Origin of the sequence: uncultured Salinibacterium sp. (assembly GCF_963974405.1) — a bacterium.
Classification (GTDB): Bacteria; Actinomycetota; Actinomycetes; order Actinomycetales; family Microbacteriaceae; genus Rhodoglobus.
This window is the reverse complement of record NZ_CAXBBH010000002.1, coordinates 580,659-600,371: the sequence shown is the minus strand read 5'-3', so window position 1 is coordinate 600,371 and position 19,713 is coordinate 580,659. Positions and strand designations below refer to the sequence as shown.

The 19,713-nt window shown below is 60.6% G+C and carries 22 protein-coding genes and 1 other RNA gene; 8 read left to right on the top strand and 15 right to left on the bottom strand.

From position 1 onward, the window contains the following. Positions 1–140: 140 nt before the first annotated feature. The 4 genes from AACZ26_RS11240 (at position 141) to galK (ending at position 4,085) form a co-directional block, all read left to right on the top strand. Positions 141–626, top strand: coding sequence for a GNAT family N-acetyltransferase (locus AACZ26_RS11240; RefSeq protein WP_339621611.1), 486 nt, complete (start codon positions 141–143; stop codon positions 624–626). A 188-nt stretch (positions 627–814) separates the two neighbouring features. Then, positions 815–1,792, top strand: coding sequence for a UDP-glucose 4-epimerase GalE (gene galE / locus AACZ26_RS11235; RefSeq protein ID WP_339621630.1), 978 nt, complete (start codon positions 815–817; stop codon positions 1,790–1,792). After that, on the top strand, positions 1,789–2,898 hold the full coding sequence (gene galT, locus AACZ26_RS11230; protein WP_339621609.1) for a galactose-1-phosphate uridylyltransferase: 1,110 nt from the start codon (positions 1,789–1,791) through the stop codon (positions 2,896–2,898). The genes galE and galT overlap by 4 nt, the downstream gene beginning before the upstream one ends. Beyond that, positions 2,895–4,085 (top strand): galactokinase, encoded by a 1,191-nt coding sequence (gene galK, locus AACZ26_RS11225; RefSeq protein ID WP_339621607.1) that lies wholly within the window; start codon positions 2,895–2,897, stop codon positions 4,083–4,085. The genes galT and galK overlap by 4 nt, the downstream gene beginning before the upstream one ends. A 117-nt stretch (positions 4,086–4,202) precedes the next feature. On the opposite strand, the gene ssrA is transcribed toward galK, so the two are convergent. Then, positions 4,203–4,577: a transfer-messenger RNA gene (ssrA, locus tag AACZ26_RS11220) on the bottom strand. A gap of 182 nt (positions 4,578–4,759) precedes the next feature. Between ssrA and AACZ26_RS11215 the strand changes: the two genes are divergently transcribed. Next, positions 4,760–5,032: a glutaredoxin domain-containing protein gene (locus AACZ26_RS11215; RefSeq protein WP_339621605.1), complete on the top strand. Its 273-nt coding sequence runs from the start codon at positions 4,760–4,762 to the stop codon at positions 5,030–5,032. 2 nt (positions 5,033–5,034) lie between these two features. Further along, on the top strand, positions 5,035–5,700 hold the full coding sequence (locus AACZ26_RS11210) for an SIMPL domain-containing protein (RefSeq protein WP_339621603.1): 666 nt from the start codon (positions 5,035–5,037) through the stop codon (positions 5,698–5,700). A 31-nt stretch (positions 5,701–5,731) separates the two neighbouring features. Here AACZ26_RS11210 and smpB read toward each other — a convergent pair whose 3' ends face one another. The 4 genes from smpB to prfB all read right to left on the bottom strand — a co-directional run bounded on the left by smpB (position 5,732) and on the right by prfB (position 9,244). After that, entirely contained in the window at positions 5,732–6,211 is a 480-nt protein-coding gene (gene smpB, locus AACZ26_RS11205; RefSeq protein ID WP_339621601.1) for an SsrA-binding protein SmpB, read from the bottom strand. Between the two features lie 92 nt (positions 6,212–6,303). Further along, on the bottom strand, positions 6,304–7,221 hold the full coding sequence (gene ftsX, locus AACZ26_RS11200) for a permease-like cell division protein FtsX (RefSeq protein WP_339621599.1): 918 nt from the start codon (positions 7,219–7,221) through the stop codon (positions 6,304–6,306). Next, positions 7,218–8,030, bottom strand: coding sequence for a cell division ATP-binding protein FtsE (ftsE, locus tag AACZ26_RS11195; protein WP_339621596.1), 813 nt, complete (start codon positions 8,028–8,030; stop codon positions 7,218–7,220). Before ftsE ends, ftsX begins: the two co-directional genes overlap by 4 nt. A gap of 107 nt (positions 8,031–8,137) precedes the next feature. Continuing rightward, positions 8,138–9,244, bottom strand: a complete 1,107-nt coding sequence (prfB, locus tag AACZ26_RS11190) for a peptide chain release factor 2 (protein ID WP_339621594.1) — start codon at positions 9,242–9,244, stop codon at positions 8,138–8,140. Between the two features lie 97 nt (positions 9,245–9,341). Here prfB and AACZ26_RS11185 point away from each other — a divergent pair, with 97 nt between their 5' ends. Both AACZ26_RS11185 and AACZ26_RS11180 read left to right on the top strand, forming a co-directional pair. Beyond that, positions 9,342–10,598: an MFS transporter gene (locus AACZ26_RS11185; protein ID WP_339621593.1), complete on the top strand. Its 1,257-nt coding sequence runs from the start codon at positions 9,342–9,344 to the stop codon at positions 10,596–10,598. 5 nt (positions 10,599–10,603) lie between these two features. Continuing rightward, positions 10,604–11,251, top strand: coding sequence for a LysE family translocator (locus tag AACZ26_RS11180; protein WP_339621592.1), 648 nt, complete (start codon positions 10,604–10,606; stop codon positions 11,249–11,251). Here AACZ26_RS11180 and AACZ26_RS11175 read toward each other — a convergent pair. The 10 genes from AACZ26_RS11175 to AACZ26_RS11130 form a co-directional block, all read right to left on the bottom strand. Beyond that, positions 11,241–11,894, bottom strand: coding sequence for an SDR family oxidoreductase (locus AACZ26_RS11175; protein ID WP_339621591.1), 654 nt, complete (start codon positions 11,892–11,894; stop codon positions 11,241–11,243). The genes AACZ26_RS11180 and AACZ26_RS11175 overlap by 11 nt on opposite strands. A 127-nt stretch (positions 11,895–12,021) precedes the next feature. Beyond that, entirely contained in the window at positions 12,022–12,498 is a 477-nt protein-coding gene (locus tag AACZ26_RS11170) for a Tad domain-containing protein (RefSeq protein WP_339621589.1), read from the bottom strand. Continuing rightward, positions 12,495–12,947, bottom strand: coding sequence for a hypothetical protein (locus tag AACZ26_RS11165; protein ID WP_339621587.1), 453 nt, complete (start codon positions 12,945–12,947; stop codon positions 12,495–12,497). Before AACZ26_RS11165 ends, AACZ26_RS11170 begins: the two co-directional genes overlap by 4 nt. Next, positions 12,922–13,311, bottom strand: a complete 390-nt coding sequence (locus AACZ26_RS11160) for a TadE family protein (protein ID WP_339621586.1) — start codon at positions 13,309–13,311, stop codon at positions 12,922–12,924. Before AACZ26_RS11160 ends, AACZ26_RS11165 begins: the two co-directional genes overlap by 26 nt. Before the next feature lie 23 nt (positions 13,312–13,334). After that, a complete protein-coding gene (locus tag AACZ26_RS11155) occupies positions 13,335–13,517 on the bottom strand; it encodes a hypothetical protein (protein ID WP_339621629.1) in 183 nt (60 codons plus the stop codon). 114 nt (positions 13,518–13,631) lie between these two features. Further along, on the bottom strand, positions 13,632–15,464 hold the full coding sequence (locus AACZ26_RS11150; protein ID WP_339621584.1) for a BCCT family transporter: 1,833 nt from the start codon (positions 15,462–15,464) through the stop codon (positions 13,632–13,634). Between the two features lie 71 nt (positions 15,465–15,535). Further along, positions 15,536–16,582 carry a Gfo/Idh/MocA family oxidoreductase gene (locus tag AACZ26_RS11145; protein WP_339621582.1) on the bottom strand — a complete coding sequence of 349 codons (1,047 nt, stop codon included), beginning with the start codon at positions 16,580–16,582 and terminating at the stop codon, positions 15,536–15,538. 52 nt (positions 16,583–16,634) lie between these two features. Next, a complete protein-coding gene (locus AACZ26_RS11140) occupies positions 16,635–17,573 on the bottom strand; it encodes a type II secretion system F family protein (RefSeq protein ID WP_339621581.1) in 939 nt (312 codons plus the stop codon). Next, positions 17,570–18,436, bottom strand: a complete 867-nt coding sequence (locus AACZ26_RS11135; protein WP_339621580.1) for a type II secretion system F family protein — start codon at positions 18,434–18,436, stop codon at positions 17,570–17,572. The genes AACZ26_RS11140 and AACZ26_RS11135 overlap by 4 nt, the downstream gene beginning before the upstream one ends. Next, positions 18,433–19,665, bottom strand: coding sequence for an ATPase, T2SS/T4P/T4SS family (locus tag AACZ26_RS11130; RefSeq protein ID WP_339621578.1), 1,233 nt, complete (start codon positions 19,663–19,665; stop codon positions 18,433–18,435). The genes AACZ26_RS11135 and AACZ26_RS11130 overlap by 4 nt, the downstream gene beginning before the upstream one ends. Between the last annotated feature and the right edge of the window lie 48 nt (positions 19,666–19,713).

Here is a 19,713-nt window from a genome sequence, read left to right as displayed (position 1 = left end):
CTTTACGTGCACAATCCCCCACCCACCAACACGGTGAACATCCCGGGCGTGTCGCGATTCTGAGCCCGCAACGGCGACTGTGTTTACGTTGCATACAAGCGGCCTATCGCCTCAGCCACGCTCTAGTCCAAGATAGCTTTATGCCCAGTTTCACCACCCGAGCCGCACGGCTCGACGATGCCGAAGAGCTCGCAGCCGTGCATACGCAATCGTGGCAAGAGACCTACACCGGATTGTTCTCCGAGAACGCATGGAGCGCAGAGTCTCGTGTGCGGCGAGCGGCAATGTGGAACGTGCTGCTGACCGACGACGACACCACCTCCGTCGTCGCTGAAGTGGATGGAGCCATCATCGGGTTCGCACATGCCGAACACAACCGCGACGAGCCGAACCTTCCCGCCGAAGAGCTGAAGATGATTTACGTCTTGGCGAGCGCCCACGGCACCGGCGCGGGCCAGGCCCTCATCGACGCCGCTCTCGGTGGTGCACCGGCAAGCGTCTGGGTGCTTGAGCGGAACCCACGCGCCCGGACCTTCTACGCCAAGAACCGCTTCATGCGGGATGGGACGGTACGAGAGATGGACTTCAATCCGAACATCCGGGAGCTGCGCCTCATTCGCCGATAGTCGTTCTGCTCGCGGCGGATACCACTGCTTGTTCTGCGCCGACCGGAGGAGCCGGGCATCCACGCGCTGGCCGCAGCTGTTCATGCCTCAGAAGTGGACGCATCAGTCCAATAATCATATTATTAGACAATCACTGGGTGCAGAGCTGCCGCCGCCGCTCCCCCTCTGCTTCGACACAAGGGAACATGATGACTTGGATGGTGACCGGCGGTGCCGGCTATATCGGCGCCCACGTAGTTCGCGCGCTCGTCAAGGCGGGAATGGACACCGTGATTCTGGATGACCTCTCGAGCGGCTTCGAGAAGTTCATTCCCGAGGGTGTGCCGTTCGTGCAGTCCAGCATCCTTGACAAGGCCGCACTGATCGAGGCCATGACAACGCACAACGTTACGGGCGTCATCCACGTCGCCGGCTTCAAGTACGCCGGAGTCTCCGTAAACCGCCCCCTCCACACCTACGCGCAGAACGTCACTGGCACCCTTGCGCTGCTGGAAGCCATGGCCGAGTGCGAGGTCGAGCAAATCGTGTTCTCCTCGAGCGCCGCCGTCTTCGGAACACCCGACGTCGACCAAGTCACCGAGTCCACAGAAAAAGCGCCGCTCTCTCCCTACGGCGAATCCAAACTCATCGGCGAGTGGCTGCTGCATGACCAAGAAGTTGCCACCGGTCTGCGCCACACATCGCTTCGCTACTTCAACGTCGTCGGATCAGGGGATGCTGCGGTGTACGACACGAGCCCCCACAATCTCTTCCCGCTCGTGTTCGAAGCCCTCGTTGCAGGCAAGACCCCCAAGATCAACGGCAACGACTACCCCACCCCCGACGGAACCAACGTGCGAGACTACGTTCACGTCGCCGATATCGCGGCAGCTCACGTCGCCGCAGCTCGCCGACTCGATGCTCGCGACACCATCGAAGCCGCCTACAACCTCGGCAGCGGTGACGGACTGTCGGTGGCCGAAATCATGACGGCCGTGGCATCCGTGACCGGAATCGAGTTCACCCCAGAAGTTGCCCCTCGCCGAGCCGGAGATCCGCCCCGCATCGTCGCGAACGGCGACCTCGCTGCGCGCGACCTTGACTGGAAAATGCGCCACACCGCCGAAGAAATGGTTCGAAGCGCCTGGGAAGCTCGCTTGCGCGCAGAAGAAGGAAGTTCGGAATGACCCCCACGATCACCAAACGGCCCACCACGCTAAGTGACGGGCGCGAACTCATCTACTTTGACGACGCCGACACGACGTTGGGCGACGACCGGTCAGTCGACAGCCGCACGCTCGACCCCCGACCAGCCACCGCGACAATGCGTCAAGACATCCTCACCGGAGAATGGGTATCGATCGCCGCAGCCCGACAGAATCGCGTTTTTCTCCCCCCAGCGGATCAAGACCCCCTCGCACCTCAAACAGCGAAGAACCCGTCAGAGGTTCCCGCTGTATACGACGTCGCCGTCTTCGAAAACCGCTCCCCCTCATTCGGCCCGGCGTTAGCCGGGAGCGAGAATGCACCCAGCGGCCTTGACGATCTCACGGAGCTCGGACTCGGACGAACCCGCAGCTCAATTGGCCGCTGCGAAGTAGTGTGCTTCAGCCCCGACCACGAAGGATCATTCGGCACCCAGACAGAAAGCCGGGCACGCACGGTCATCGAAGCGTGGGCGGACCGGACCGAAGCCCTTTCTGCCCTTGACGGAGTGCAGCAAGTGTTTCCCTTCGAAAACCGTGGCGAAGCAATCGGAGTGACCCTGCACCACCCGCACGGCCAGATTTACTCGTACCCCTACATCACACCCAAAACACAGCGCACCCTCGAATCGATTGAGCGAACCTCGCCCACAATGTTCCAGGACATTCTCGACTTCGAGCGCGCTGGCGATCGAGTTGTACTCAGCGGCGAACACTGGACAGCTTTCGTGCCTTTCGCAGCCCGTTGGCCCATCGAGATTCATATGATGCCGCATCGCCACGTGCCTGACTTCGCCGCCACCACAGACGCCGAACGCGATGAACTCGCGGGACTCTACCTGAAGCTGCTTCGAGGAGTCGATGCGATTTATGACTCCCCGACGCCCTACATCGCGGCCTGGCATCAATCGCCCGTAAACCGTGCGCGCGACACCTTCCGACTCCACCTCCAACTGACCTCGCCACGACGCGCGGCAGACAAACTCAAGTACCTAGCCGGCTCAGAATCGGCAATGGGCGCCTGGATCGGCGACGTCACTCCCGAAGCCGCAGCCGCCACCATCCGAGAGGCCATTGAACGAGCATGAACACGAGCGCATCCGCAATGATCACGCAATTCGCAGAAACAAACGGGTACTCGCCCGAGGGCGTGTGGTCGGCCCCAGGCCGCGTTAACCTCATCGGAGAGCACACGGACTACAACGAAGGCTTCGTGTTGCCCTTCGCGATCGATCGTCGTACACGAGCCGCCGTTGGGCTGCGGAACGATGGCGTCATTCGGGTGACGAGCACCTTCGACAACACCTCAGCCGAGTTCGAACTAGCCGCGCTCGATGCCGCGCGCACCGCTGGTGAAATTGTGGGCTGGAGTGCCTACCCCCTCGGGGTTGCTTGGGCGCTAGGTGAACACGGTGCCGACTTGGCCAGCGTCACTGGCGTAGACATCCTCATCGACTCGACGGTGCCCGTCGGCGCCGGACTTTCGTCGTCAGCCGCCATCGAGAGCTCCGTGGCACTCGCGCTCAATGATCTCTGGAACCTGGGGTTCTCCCGAGAGAAGCTTGCACAGGTCGGGCAACTCGCCGAAAACGACGTCGTCGGAGCACCAACCGGAATCATGGATCAGTCTGCGTCGCTACTGGGCGCTACCGACTCCGCCGTCTTTCTCGACTGCCGCTCGCTCGAAGCTAACGTTGTTCCCCTCGGGCTCGCCGCGGCAGAGCTGAGCATCCTTGTGATCGATACCAGAGTTTCGCACTCGCACGCCACGGGAGGCTACGCCGAGCGTCGTGCCGCGTGCGAAACAGGAGCCGCGGCCATGGGCGCCTCATCGCTGAGAGATGTGAGCGTGAGCGACCTGGATCGCGCGCACGAACTGCTCGATGACGTCACGTACCGCCGGGTGCGCCACGTCGTGACAGAAAACCAGCGCGTGCTCGACACCGTGCGAGTTCTGAGAGAAGAAGGACCGCTGGCCCTCGGCGCCCTGCTCGACGAATCGCACGTGTCGATGCGAGACGACTTCGAGATCTCGATTCCCGAACTCGACCTCGCCGTCGAGACCGCACGCGGTGCGGGGGCCATCGGAGCACGGATGACCGGCGGCGGATTCGGCGGGGCTGCCATCGCCCTCGTGCCGCACGCTCTCGTCTCCGAGGTCGCCACGGCCGTGCGCACAGCGTTCGCTGAGGCCGGATTCGGCGAGCCTGTCACATTCACAGTGACGCCATCTCGCGGCGCCGAGCGCATGAGCACGGCGGAGCTCGACGGCTAGAGGTGGAAGCGCAAGCGAACTGCACCTGTCAATTGCCGCTGCTAGCGACACGGAGCTTTCGCCCGGACGGAACACAACCGTCTGGCGGAAGAACTCTCACAACGCGACAACGACCGGTGGTGGAGATGGGGGGAATTGAACCCCCGTCCACTGCTGTAATTCTGTGCCTTCTACGGGTGTAGCTTGTGCAGACGTTCTACTTGGCTCTGACCTTTGCCACAAGCACCTAGGTCAACGAGCCCAGCCAGAGTGCAAGTCCCACGTAGCCCTCAGGCGTAACTACGCAGCAATCTCTCTAAATTGCGCCAGAATCCGAGTAGAGAGCATTCCCGGTCTGACGGACTTCTTTAGTGCGCTCGCTTAGGCAGCGAGGGCGAAGTCAGTGCGCTTTGAATTGGCACTTATAGTTTGCAGTCATCGTTAACGAGATAAGGCTGCATTCTCGACCCGCTTCTCACAGTTTTGCAGGCAATGTCGAAACCGATCATCCCCCTGTGTGGGTCGTTGTCGCGCTGTGGAGTTATCAATACTGCTCACTAATGGGCAGCCCTCAATGATAGTTCACAAACGCGCCACAAACCAGCCCACTCAAGCACCGCCTCCCTCCGGTTGCCCCAGCACGCTGCCAGCGAACGCACCTCCCGCACTCAGCCGACGCAAACTAAGTTGGACCTATGAGTGAAACGACCACAGCAACCCCCGCAAAAATCACAATGTATGGAGCTGACTGGTGCCGCGATTGCCGCCGCTCTGAAGCGCTCCTCAACTCGCTCGAGATTGAGTGGAACAAGGTTGACGTGGAGAAAGACCCCGCCGCAGCCGACCGCGCTCACGCCATCAGCGGTCGGCTCAACATCCCCGTCGTTCACTTCACCGATGGAACCTTCCAGGTTGAACCAAGCGACAACGATCTGAAAGCCAAGTTGGCAGAACTCGGCGCCATTTAAGCATGACCGTCGTGATCACCGTTCGAGGTGAACATGAGTCGTGGCAGCCTGCCGAGCACGGCATCGTGCACCTCTCAGTTGCCATCGATGGTCCCGACCGCAGTGACGTGTTCGATGACGTGATGAAATCATCCGGTCGAGTGAACGAACTCCTCGCCCCGCTCGCAGCGAAAAACGGCGGCATCACACGGTGGTCTTCCGACAACGTGCGAGTAACGTCGCAGCGGCCCTGGAGCAACGCCGGTGAGCAATTACCTCTCGTACATTCCGCTGCGATTAGCTACATCGTTCGGTTTCACGACTTCGATGCCCTCGCCCTGTTCATTGAGCGGGTGAGCTCACTCGACAACACGACAGTGTCGCATGTGGAGTGGGAACTCACAGCGGAAACTGCCGACGCTGCCCGCACGCACGCCCGGCGAATGGCCGTCGCCGACGCTCTCACCAAAGCGCGCGAATACGCAGAGAGTGTGGGCCTCTCGGAAGTGACAACCACGGCGATCGCTGATCCCGGAATGCTCGACAACGTCGCAACCAACTCTCACGACGGTGCCGAAACCACCTCAATGCGGATGATGACTGCCCCCGGCAGCGACCGACAACTGTCGCTCAGGCCAGAAGATATTTCCGTCTCAGCACACGTCGAAGCGCGATTCCACGCGAGCTAGAAGTCAGCGAGAGGGTGCGAGAACCCTCGCGCTACTCACCCATGTGCTTGCGCGCCGAAATCGCGCGGTCGGCCTCACGCTTATCTTGACGCTCCCGCAGAGTCTGGCGCTTGTCATACTCGCGCTTGCCCTTAGCAACCGCGAGCTCAACCTTGGCCCGACCATCCAAGAAATAGATCGATAGCGGAACGAGAGTGTAGCCACCCTGCTTGATCTTGTTATGGATCTTCAGAATCTGTTCTTTGTGCAGCAGCATCTTGCGCTTGCGACGCGGAGGGTGATTGGTCCACGACGCTTGGAAGAACTCGGGAATATGAACGGCATCCAGCCATGCTTCCGCGTGATCATCGATATAGCCGTACCCATCGATAAGACTGGCACGCCCCAACCGCAGAGACTTCACCTCAGTGCCCGACAGCACAAGACCAGCCTCATAGGTGTCTTCGATGCTGTAATCGTGGCGGGCCTTACGGTTGCTGGCAACAACCTTCCGCTCACTTTCCTTGGGCATGGTTCACTTCTCTCTCAAATACGGGATGCCACGCAACTGCGGCGAATGCCGACAGTGCAGCAGACCAGTTTAGCGCGAGAGTGACGCTGGGGCTACACCTTCAAATAGCGACTGATCGCCACTCCGGCCGAGATGGCGGCCAAGCCCGCGCCCACCGCAATCAGAATCGGTACCACCAGGAGCGCCTCATCCATTCCCAGCAGACTCGTGTTGACGGGCAGCGTCGTCGCCAAATAGCCGCGAACAAAGAACTGAACGATCGCTACGATGGCTCCACCGGCCAGCACAGAACCAATCAACGACGCAAACACGCCCTCAAGGATGAATGGCGTTTGAATGAAACGGTTTGATGCCCCGACAAGCCTCATGATGCCGAGCTCGCGCCTGCGCGAGAAGGCGCTCAACCGAATCGTCGTGGCAATAAGCAACACCGCGGCGATAAGCATGAGTCCCGCGACACCAATCGCCGTATAACTCGCGGCATTGAGGATCGCGAAGATTGGTTCAAGATAGGCCCGTTGATCTTCGACGCTCTCGACGCCCGCTAGCCCAGACAAGCTCTCGATGAGCACATCAGCCTGTTCGGGATCAACGAGGTTCACCCGGAAACTCTCATTCAACGACTCCGGCGTAATGATGCCTTCGAACGTCGTATCAGCGAACTGCTCCTTGAAGTTTTCGTACGCCTGTTCGTGCGTCTCAAACTGCACTTCGTTGATATAGGGCGCAAGGGTCGGAGACTCGAGTTGCTGGTTTACCGCGGCGATCTGGTCTTCTGTCGCCTCAGCCAAAGTGCAATTGCCCGTCGTATCGATGTCGGTACACATGTACACCGCGACCTGCGCCCGGTCGTACCAGTACCCCTTCATCTGACCGATCTGCATCTGCAGAAGAATGGATGCCCCGACAAAAGTCAACGAAATGAAGGTCACGAGAACGACAGAGACCACCATCGAGAGGTTACGGCGAAGTCCGCTACCGGCCTCCCCGAGAATTAGACCGAGCCTCATGCGTCGAGCCCCTCACCCTTCGAAGACGACTGCACACTGGGACGCTGAGGCGGAGCCTGCGTGGCCTGCGACGACGACGGTTGGCTCGCGGCCGGATGCGGCACTCGCCCCTGAGTCGGAACAGTCTGCGTTTGGTAGCCACCCTGGCGCTCATCGCGCACAATCTGCCCACCAATAAGTTCGATTACACGGCGCTGCATCTGGTCAACGATGCCGGCGTCGTGGGTGGCCATCAGCACCGTCGTGCCACCGAGGTTGATGCGTTCAAGGAGCGTCATGATTCCCGCAGCCGTTGCCGGGTCTAAGTTTCCTGTTGGCTCATCGGCGAGCATGATGACTGGCTTGTTGACGACAGCTCGAGCGATCGCGACACGCTGCTGCTCACCGCCCGAAAGTTCGTGGGGGAAGCGATTCGATTTGCCTGCGAGTCCCACCATCTTGAGAGCATCCGGAACAGCCTCTTGAATGAAACCGCGACTCTTGCCGATTACCTGCAAAGTAAACGCAACGTTGTCGAAAACTGTCTTGTTGGGCAGAAGACGGAAGTCCTGAAATACGACCCCCAAATTACGGCGGAAGTACGGCACCTTGCGGTTCGTCAGCGTATTCAAATGCTGTCCAAGCACGTGAATAGATCCCTTGGAGGGGTTCTCCTCCTTGAGGATCAACCGCAAAAAGCTCGACTTGCCCGAGCCCGATGCGCCAACAAGGAACACGAACTCGCCCTTGAGAATCTCAAGGTCAACAGAGTTCAGCGCCGGCCGTGTCGTGCCCGGATACGACTTCGAAACAGAATCAAAACGAATCATTTGGAGCCAGCCTAGCGAGCGTGCGCCCAGAAACGGGCAGCGACGCACCGCAGACACGGACTCACAGGATGGCCCAATTCAGGGCACAGCCCGGCCCGATCGATGTGCTAATCGATAGCGCGTTTGCGCCACTTGATTCCGGCAGAGATGAAACCGTCAAGATCTCCATCGAACACGTTCGACGGATTGTTGACCTCATACTCCGTGCGCAAATCCTTGACCATTTGGTACGGAGCCAAAACGTAGCTACGCATCTGGTCGCCCCAGCTCGCCGTAATAACGCCCGCGATCTCTTTCTTCGTCGCTGCCTCTTGCTCGCGCTGCAACAGAAGCAGTCGCGACTGCAACACCCGCATCGCAGCAGCACGGTTCTGAATCTGGCTCTTCTCGTTCTGGCAGCTCACCACGATGCCCGACGGCAAATGAGTGATGCGCACCGCAGAGTCCGTCGTATTGACCGACTGGCCACCGGGACCGGAAGAGCGGAAAACATCGACACGGATGTCGTTCTCGGGAACCTCGACAACATCCGTCGTCTCGATGAGAGGAACAACCTCGACGGCAGCGAAACTGGTCTGGCGTTTACCCGCCGAGTTGAAAGGACTCATACGCACGAGACGATGAGTGCCCGCCTCGACGCTAAGGGTTCCAAACGCGAACGGAGCGTCGACCTCAAAAGTGGCCGACTTGATTCCCGCTTCTTCGGCGTAACTCGTATCGAGCACGCGGGTCGGATACGAATGCTGCTCGGCGTACCGCAAATACATGCGCAAGAGCATGTCGGCGAAGTCAGCTGCGTCAACGCCTCCTGCTCCGGCGCGGATGGTGATGACGGCTGGCCGTTGATCAAACTCGCCGTTCAAGAGAGTTTGCACCTCGAGGTCGCCAAGAGTCTTGCGGATGCTGGCAAGCTCGGTGCGAGCATCCGCCGCCGCCTGCTCATCGCTCTCTTCGTTCGCGAGCTCGACCATGATCTCGAGATCGTCAAGACGATTCGAAATGGAGTTAATCTTGGCCAGCTCGGCCTGCCGGTGGCTGAGGTCACTCGTGACCTTTTGCGCCTTATCGGTGTCATCCCACAGGTCGGGGGCACCAGCAGCCTCGCTCAGGCGAGCGATCTCCGACTCGAGGCGGTCAGGGTCGACCACCTGGCGAATGTCCGCAAAAGTGGAACGCAAGCCTGCGATGTCGTCAGAAAAGTCCAGTTCATCCATGTCGTCTACCAGACTACCCGCGAAGCGTTCGCGGCATGCGGTTGCGCCGCTCGCGCGGTGCTCGAGGCCAGCCCGTCAGGACATATTATTGACGGCGATGAGCACAACAGAAAAACCCTTTAGCTGGCGTTCGATTGCCGTGCCCGTATTGCTACCGACGCTACTGTTCTCGATCGGTGAAGGGGCGATCATTCCGCTCATCCCCATCGCAGCCGACAGCCTCGGTGCCACGCTCGCGATTGCCGGTCTCGTCGCCGCAGTACTCACCCTCGGCGAGCTATTCGGAAACATTCCGAGCGGATGGCTCATCTCCCGCATCGGCGAACGCCCAGCCATGATCGGCGCCAGTGCCCTCTCGATCATCGGCGTTGTGATTGCGATACTCGCCCCCAACCCCGTCGCTCTCGGATTCGGTGTGCTGCTGCTCGGCCTCGCCGCCGCAGTATTTGCTCTGGCCCGGCATGCCTTTCTCACGAGCTTTGTTCCCGTGTCATATCGCGCCCGGGCCCTCTCCACGCTTGGCGGAACTTTCCGCCTCGGAGTCTTTATCGGTCCCTTCATTTCTGCTGGCATCATCCATCTCACCGGCACCGTCTTTGCCGCGTTTTGGATCCACGTGGTTGCCGCTGTCGCCGCCGCAGCGGTGCTGATCCTTCTGCCTGACCCGGCGACTACGTTCGGCGCCGTACACACCTCTCGCGTCAATAACCGTGAACTTCGCGATGGCGAAGCTCTCGTCGAGAAAGAATCGCACGGACTATTCGCCACAGTTCATCGCAATCGCGCCCTACTGTCGCGGCTCGGTGTGGGCGCCGCTGTGATCGGTGCCATGCGCGCAAGTCGCCAAGTGATACTGCCACTCTGGGCGGTGAGCATCGGGCTCGCTGACACCAATACCGCCATCATTATTGGAATCGCCGGCGCAGTCGACTTTGCCCTCTTCTACACGGGCGGCCAGATTATGGACCGCTTCGGGCGCCTATGGACAGCTGTACCGTCCCTCGTTGGCCTCGGGCTCGGCCATCTCGTGCTCTCAGTGACCCACGACCTCAGTGCGAACACCGCGTGGTTCATCTTCGCGGCCATGTTCTTGTCGCTCGCGAACGGACTGGGCAGCGGAATCCTGATGACGCTCGGCGCAGACCTCGCTCCCCCGCAGAACCCGGCACCGTTCCTTGGCGCGTGGCGATTCACCGGCGGAGTCGGTCAGGCCACATCCCCCCTGCTGATTGCCGGAATCACCGCCGTCGCCTCCATCTCGGTCGCCGCCGGCGCGATCGGAATTCTGGGCCTGCTCGGCGCCGGGATTATGCTTCGGTACGTGCCCCGCTACATCCAGAAGCCCCAACGGTAACCGCCATGACTGCCATCCCGAGCAGCAACCTCATCGCCTTCGTACTTGTTGCGATTCCCATCATTCTGATCCCGGGCCCGAGCGTGCTCTTCCTCATCGGCCGCTCACTCTCGCTCGGCAAGATGGGCGGAGTGGTCAGCTCGCTCGGAAACGCTGTCGGAGGGGTGGTGCTCGTTGTCGCGGTGGCATTCGGCGTTGGCACGATCATCGCCCAATCGGTTATCGCCTTCACCGTCGTGAAATACCTCGGTGCCGCTTATTTGATCTATCTCGGTGTTCAAGCGCTACGCCACCGCAACGCTCACACCACAACCGCCGAGAAAACCCCCGTCGCGCTTTCGCAATGGAAGATACTGAGCCAAGGATTTGTCGTCGGAATCACCAACCCCAAGTCGACAGTCTTCTTTGTCGCAGTATTGCCGCAATTTGTGAGCTTCGGAGCCGGAAGTGTGCAGGTTCAACTGCTGGTGCTCGGCCTCATTTTCATGGCGATGGCCGTGATCAGTGACACGGCATGGGCCCTCGCCGCGGGGTTCGCTCGCGACTGGTTCGCGCGCTCCCCCCGCCGCATCACAACACTTTCAGCGACGGGCGGAGTCGCACTTATTCTTCTCGGCGTTGGATCGCTATTCGTGCCGCACGCTACGCGATAGCGGCAATCGCGTCAGGAATCGGTGTCGAGCCGTCCATGAACTCGATCGTATGACCGATCGTGTTGTCTGCATCCACAACCTCAGCAAGAACCCGGGCTACGTTGTCGCGACTCGCGTGCTCAGCAGTAGCCGCATCACCCACATCGATTGCTCCGGATGCCGGCTCGCTCGACAGTGAACCGGGGCCAACGATCGTGTACTTGAGAGGGCTCTTGCGCAAGTGGTCATCCGCCGCTGCCTTCGATTCGGCATAAGCGAAGAAGTCATTGTCTTCGGGAACACCGTGGTCGAGACTGGCGCCCTTGTAGGAAACCATCACGTAGCGTTCAACACCGGCGTGAGCCGCGGCATCCATTGTTCGAATCGCGGCATCGCGGTCAACCGAGTAGGTGCGCTCGGGGCTTCCGCCTCCGGCACCAGCAGAGAAAACAACCGCGTCGTGACCCGTAAAAATCTCAGACAGCTCTTCTGCGCTGAGCTGCTCGATGTCTGCAATCACGGGCATCGCGCCAGTAGCAGTGATATCTGCTTCCTGTTCCGGTTTGCGGATGAGCGAGTGCACGTGGTGCCCGCGAGCGGTGAGAAGTTCGGCCAAGCTCAGGGCAATCTTGCCGTGGCCTCCGACGATAGCGATACGTTTCATGGCTAACTCCTTTGCTTCGGTGGTGCACCTGCCTGAGGCGCTCACTCCACGCTACGGATTGAAACTCCCTGTTCGCTGGACGAACGCCCGCTGAATACGCGCGCAGCGCCCGCTGGACGTGCTCGCTCTAGGAAAATACCGAGCGCGCGGAAGCCGAGACCTCGATGCGGACTCCCTCGGGAACCAACAACGACACAAGCGGCGGGCGCCACTGGGCAGAGAGCGAAACGCTGGCGCTGCTCGAATCAACAGTCGTTGCTTCTTCGATGCGCAAGCCCTCGAAATCAGAAACTGGCGCAGCCGCGAGATAGTCCTGGACAGCGCTCGCCACCTTCTGCGGTGTGAGCGTCGGACGAAATCCCCGGGCTGTGAGAACCACGTCGTCGAGCGCATACGACTCTGCACCAACGAGAGCCGCGCCATCCGCAAGAGTAAAGAGCCTCTTGCGTTCGAGATACAGCGACGTTGCCGCCACCACTAAGAAAATAAGAACGAGAGACAAGAACCCATAGAAGATCGTCAGGAGGAGAGCAGAACCATCCTCAGCCTTGAGCCCATGAGATAGCCGAGGCGAAGGGTGAGCCCTTGAGCGTGCGGGCATCATCGCGAACCGGCAAACTGAGAAACCTGTTGAGTTGCCGAAGCATCAAGTGGAACCTCAAGGGGAAACGACCCGCTCAAGACGGGAGGCGCCAACGGCAAAGGCACTGACACCCCCACTCGAACCGTGACGTAGCCACGACGAGCGAGACAATCGTTGGGATCAGGGGCGCACGTAATGGTGACATCGGCGCCGGCCGCATCCACACCGTGATTATCGAGAGCGAACTCGACCGCGCGGGAAGCTGCTGCGTGCGCTGCCTCAAGGTTCTCGGACTGCACGAACACACGAGCCGCTTGCCGCGCTGCGCCTTCCGCAGCTAACGCCCCGGCCTGAATGGCGGACATCGTCAGCACGAGGTAGACGAGCGGAATAAGCATGACCATGCCGACTGTGATGAACTCGAGCGATGCAGACCCCTGCTCGCTAGCGAACCTGCTCGATAGCCGCATGAGCTGACACCTCCAACCCTTTCTCAATACCGACTAGACCGAAAAGTGGAAGAGGTGCGTTCACCGTGATGACAACTGCAGGCTGCCCCAAATGGGTTGTGGAAGCGACATTCACATCCGTGGCATAACCGTCGGAGAGGGCCGTGGAGATGAGGTCGCGAGTGCGAGTCACGCCGTCACCCAACGACGTGTCGGCAAGGGAGGCATACCGCGCACCCTCTGCCGCGGCATCCAGAATCGTATTGCGGATGTGGAGGGCAAGCGCCAACTGAATAGCGCTGAGCGTGAGCACCGTGAGCAGGGCTGAGACAAGGACGAACTCAACCACCGCGGAACCAGACTGCTCAGCGCACAGACGACTCACGCGTTCGCGCCATCGCGCCGGCATTAGAAGCCAGTGACGCGATCAATAGCCTGTTCGAAAACCGAGCTGAGTGCTGGGCCGGCGAGGCCCCAAATGATGATCACAAGCCCTGCAGTCATCAGCGTTATCAGCACCCAGCCCGGCACGTCTCCTCGTTCTGAGCTGAGCGCTCGGGTGCTTCGGGGTAGCCCGCTCGTCAGTAACAATTGAGATGATTTCACCCTGCAATCATTGAGCGAAACACAAATGCATGTAAGTTTTTTCCACAGGCCGATTCGATGACCGGGGCTCAGTGAAGCCCCGGTCATCAGACCAGTGAGCTACTTCGAGTCTGGCTCCTCAGACTGCACGGTCTGCACTTCATCTTCGACGATCGCATCGACCTGAGCGATCTCATCCTCGGGAGCCATGCCGCTGTCAGAGAGGATTGCCTTCTCTGTTTTTGCCGAAATCCCGCCGCCATTCTGGGTGGCTTTGCGGCGCAGTCGAGACAGCGCAGCTCGAAGAGTATGAGACGGCTCGCGATTGAGCGGCTCCTCAACCTCAAGTCCGTAGAAATCGCCAATGTGATCGACAAACTGGGCCCGCTGAGCCCGCTCGTAGGCACGACGTTCACGACTGAACGCGATCACCGTCGCCGCGCACATCAGGAGCATCACCACGCTGAACGGGAGCGCCGAAAGAATAGCTGCAGTTTGGAGAGTCTCGAGTCCACCAGTAATCAGCAGCGCGATTGCCAAGAATGACGCCAACAGCGCAAAGAAAACACGGATGCGCTTGCGCGGTTCTGCGGAACCTCCGGTGGCAATCATCGACATCACGAGCGCGCCCGAGTCAGCCGAAGTGACGAAGAAGATACCGATCAGCAGGATGGCGCCGAATGTGAGCGCGGTGCCGGCCGGCAACCCGGCGAGTAAATCGAAGAGAGCGGAATCGGTATCCACCGATCCATCTGCCGCGATAAGACCGCCTTGACCGTAGAGCTCGCGGTAGAGGGCGTTTCCTCCAAGCACGCTGAACCAGAGGAATGTCAGAACAGTGGGCACCAGAAGAACGCCGCCCACAAACTCGCGAACGGTGCGGCCCTTCGAGACTCGTGCGATGAAGACGCCCACGAACGGTGCCCACGACATCCACCAGCCCCAGTAGAAGGTAGTCCAACCCGCCTGCCATTTTTCGCCCGCTTCACCGGCGTAGGCACTGACGTTGAAACTCAGGCCAATGAAGCCCTGCAGGTAGTTACCCATCGATTGGACGAAATCGCGGAAGAGGAACGTCGTCGGCCCCACGATGAGCAAGAAGATCATGAGCGCGGCAGCGAGCAAAAGATTGGTTGTCGATAGCCACTTCATTCCACGACCGATGCCCGACACGAGCGACATGATCGTGAAGGCCACAATCACGATGATCACGATGATTTGGGTCGTCAGGTTTGCCTCGGCTACGCCTGTTTTTTCGAGACCAGCAGTGATCTGCAGCACGCCCAAGCCGAGCGACGTTGCCACACCGAAAACGGTACCGACGAGAGCGATGACATCGATCGCGTTACCCCAGCCACCGCGAACTCGCTTGCCGAGCAAGGGCTCAAGGGTCCAGCGGATCGAGATGGGACGACCACGGCGGTGAATCGCGTACGCAAGCGCAAGACCAACGACCACATAGATAGCCCACGCGTGCACACCCCAATGCAGGAATGTCTGGCTCATCGCCTTCTGGGCCAGCTCTATCTCCGTGCCCGTCACGCCGGGGCGGGGGTTCGCGAAGTGACTGAGCGGCTCAGCAACCCCATAAAACACAAGCCCAATACCCATTCCGGCAGCGAAGAGGAACGAGATCCAGGAGATCATCGAGAACTCGGGCTTGTCATCATCCTTGCCCAGCTTGATATCGCCGTAGCGACTAAAGCCAAGCCACAGTGCGAACGCGACGAAGAACGCCGCAATCAGCACGTAGTACCAGCTGAACGAGTTGATGACGCTCGCCTGCAGGGCGTCAAAAACTGTCTTAGCGAGGTTCGGCGCGATAATCGCGAACGCGGTGATCACAATGATCAGGCCTGCGGCGGGCCAGAAAACCCAGGGTGCCAGAAACTTGTCGGCGACCGGGCGGCCCGGCGCACCTGGTTTCTTGGGAAGGGTCGATCCTGCGGTCATTGCGTCTCCGATCGCGTGGTTGTGGCGCTAACCAGAGTACAGACCCCTTTGCTCGCTTTTGCTCGCTTAACTCATTGCTCCGATTCGAAGCGGTACCCGAGTTGCCAGCGGGCCGAATCGATGGTGTCGAGGATGGCGATCGTTTCGTCGAGCGAATGAAGCGGAGACTCGGTAAGTCCTTGCGCCACGAACCCGGCAAGGGCGGTGGCTTGGTAGCTGAGTCCCTCGTGGCCGACGATGCCGGTCTCGTCGTTCCACCTAATGGCGTCACCGTTGAATCCGGGCTTGGACAGTGTCAACGAACTCGGGGTAAAGAAGGCACTTCCCACCTCTAGCAGTGCGTCTGATCCCGCGACGGATGCCGTGATGGGCGTGCGCGCGAGCAAGGTTGTGTTGAGTTGGGCCTGAGCCGCGCCCGCATAGCTAAGGGTAAGGAGGGATTGGGCATCCACCCCGGTCTCGATGAGCGAGCCAACGTTGTGGATGGCCGTGGGCGTGCCAAGAATCTGGGACGCGAAGGCGATCGGGTAGATGCCGAGGTCGAGTAGCGCGCCTCCCCCGCTTTCGAGGGAGCGAACTCGGTGCCCTTCCGGCATGTTTTGGCCGTGGTCGGCGGTGACGAGGTGGATATCTCCCATGATTCCGTCGTCGAGCAACTGCTGAATGATCGAGTTTTGTGGCAAGTAGCGCGTCCACATGGCTTCCATCACGAAGACACCTGCTGCGCGCGCGGCGGCAACAATTTCGCGCGCTTCGGCACCGTTCATCGCGAAGGGCTTTTCGATGAGGAGGTGCTTGCCTGCCGCGATCGATTGCAGTGCGAGATCGCGGTGCACGTGCTGCTGGGTGGCAATGTAGACGACATCAACATCGGGGTTGGCAAGCATCTCGGCGTAGTCGCCGTACGCGTTGCTGATGTTCCAGGTTGTGGCGAAATCGTGGGCACGATCGAGACTGCGGGATGCCACCGCCACGAGCTTTTGCTCGGTGTGGGTTTGCACGGCTGCGGCGAAAGTCGCGGCTATTCCGCCGGGCCCGATAATGCCCCAGCGCAGCGCCGGCACAGAGTCTGCTGCCGGAATGATGGGGGCCGGAAACGTGGTGAGGAACACAAACATCCTTCTCGTCGGTGAGGCGCTCGACGTGCGACCTGCGCAAGCCATGACCAGTCTAGAACCCCACCTGCAGCACGAAAATGCCCGGGAAGATCGCGAAGGCGATCGTGATGGGCAGGATGAGGAACACAAGCGGGAAGAGCATCGCGACCTCCTTCTTGCCTGCTAACTCAAGCAGTTCGCGCTTGGACTCTTCACGAGCATCCTGAGCTTGGGCTTGCAGCACCTCAGAGAGCGGGGTTCCCCGATCGAGCGCACCGAGAATCTGGTCGACGCAGCGAGTGAAAGGCGGCAGCTCAAGTTCACGAGCGAGCACTCCCAGTGTCTCGCCGAACGGGAGACCCGTGTTGACGGAGGAAACGACGCGAGCGAGTTCTCGGGAAAGCTCGCCGCCACTGACCTGCGAGACGCGGCGCACGGCATCTAAGATTCCTTCGCCCGCGGAAAGGCTGAGAGCCAAGAATTCCAACACGACGGGCAGCTCGGCGGTAAGCCGACGGATGCGTGCTTTCGCCGCGCGCTGCAGCAAGTAGTCGCGAGCCGTAATCCCCACGACACCGCCGACGACAACCAATACAACCTGCGCTATGAGAGGGACCTGTTGCTGGTTAGCGACTGCGATATCGAAAACAACACCCAGCATCGCGCCGGCTAAGACCGCGATGAGTTGTTGCGATCGATACGCCTCAATAGTGAGTTCGGATCCGGCCTGGCGGAGTCGGCGGGCAATGAGATCGCCACCTCCCACGACCGTCGCGAGAGTCTCTCGCAACCAGCGTGCGGCGGGTGCCAGAAAAACGCCGAGCACGGGAAGTGGACCTACTGAGCGCGGCGCCAAGTGCTCGCGGGCACCCGACGACACATCGATAACGTACGGGGCAACCCGGGTGGCTAAGGTCGGACGGCTGAGGCGTGGGATAAGGCTCAGAATGGACCAGAGCCCGAGGCCGCCCGCAATTCCTGCCACGAGCGCCAACGCAAGAGCATCACTCATGCGAACCACCTCGGCTGCTCGGGTAGTCGACCGATGCCCGCCATAATCCGGTACGCGACGACCGATACCGCAAGCCCGGCGATGATGAGGGCAATGCCACTGGCCGAATTGTAGGCAAGCGCTGCCTCAGGGCGCGTTGTTAACAGGAACAGCACAACCCACGGGGCAGCCAAACCGAGGCGGGCAGCGTTCATGACCCAGGACTGGCGCGCTTCAATCTCGGAGCGGATGGCTGCTTCTTGGCGCAGGTAGACACTGAGGCTGCGCAGCACGTTGGTGAGCTCGCTGCCTCCGACTTCGCGCGACATCCGCAGTGTTTCTAGGATACGGTCGGCGACGGGGTCGGCGAGCGCCACCTTTAATTCATCCACCGCAATGGAGAAGTTGCCGGTTGTTCGGTAGCGCGCGGCAAAAGCTGCGAAGGCACTGCGGGTGACGAGCGGGCCGGTCTGCGCGAGCGTCATCAGGCTGTCGGGAAGCGCGAGCCCCGACCGCACGGCAGACACAAGTTGATCGACGACGTCGGGCCAAACAACCTGGGTAGCTTTGCGGCGAGCGCGAGCCCGCCAACTGATGGCCAGCGTCGGGAGGAGGAGCGCGAGCGCGGCTGCACACACGACGACGGCAATCACCGAGGTCAGGACGAATGTCAGCGCCGCGACCCCGATGCTGAAAACGAGCGAAACGATCATCACAACGGAGGGACTCGTGTTGGGAAGGCCCGCTTGGACGAGGCGCTCACGCATGCGAATCGACCACGCGGAGGGCCCGCGTACACGCCGCTCTGCTTCTGCTGGCCACAAGAACACTGCGGCGACAAGCGTGACGCCCACCGCAAGGATGATGCCCAGAATCAGGCTCATGCGACGGCCTTCAGTAAGTGCGAAACGGGGTCGACACCGGCGGCGCGGAACTTCGCGAGGCGTGCAGGAACGGCACCGGTGTGGAGGAGCGTGCCCTCCGACAAGCGAAAGAGAACGCTGCTGTCGATAACCCCGTCACTGACCTCACCGGTGAGCGACAGAATCTCGACCACACGTCTCGTGCCGTTGGCGGTCAGCTCACAGTGCACGACGACATCCACCGAACTGGCAACCGTTGGCACAACAAAACTTGAGTCAATGTTGCGGCCGGCGAGCAACGGCAGGGTGCAGAGTTTCACGAGCGCTTCCCGGGCGCTATTGGCGTGGATGCTCGACATGCCCGGCAGCCCGGAGTTGAGAGCGATAAGGAGGTCGAGGGACTCGGCATCGCGCACTTCGCCGACAACGAGACGGTCGGGGCGCATCCGCAGTGCCTCCTTGATGAGGCGGCGCAAACTGATCTCGCCCGTGCCCTCAAGGCTGGGTTGGCGGCACTGCATTCCGACACTGTCGCGACTGGCGACGCTGAGCTCAAAAGTCTCTTCGACGGTAACGACGCGCTCGGTCGGTTTGCCTGCCGCGAGTAACGCATTGAGCATCGTGGTCTTGCCGCTCTGGGTCGCGCCCGACACCACAATGTTCTGACCCGAGAGCACGCACAGTCGCAGAAAATCGGCCGCGTGCTGTGGCAGGCTGCCCAGCTCAACGAGGCGATCGAGGTCACGGATGCGCTGGCTGAACTTGCGCACGTTGACCGCCCAGTGGCGGCGCGTCACGTCCGGAATGACGACGTGAAGTCGCGAACCATCCGGCAGGGATGCGTCGACGAACGGGGAGCTCAAGTCGACGCGGCGACCCGAGGTCTGCAACATCCGCTCCACCAGATCGCGAACCTGACCATCAGTGAGGCGGATGCCCGTGAACTCTGGCACCCCGTTGCGGGCGACGAACACCTGCTCGGGGCCATTGATCCAGAGCTCCTCGACGGTGTCATCGTCGAAGAAAGGTTGGAGCGGACCGTACCCGGTCAACGCCGCCACTACCTCGCGGGCGGCTTGGGCCTCATCCGTCAACAGCGGCACCGAACCACCCAGCGCACGTTCGCTGTAGCGGCGCACTTCATCACGCACATACCGCGACGCCAACTCACCGTCACGCGACAGATCGACCCCGTCGCGGCGAACTCTCTGGCGCACCTGATCAGCAATGGTCGTCACGGGGTTAGACATGCTCATATTGTGCGGAGTGGGTGGCGAGCGCTGTGGTTGTTGTCCACA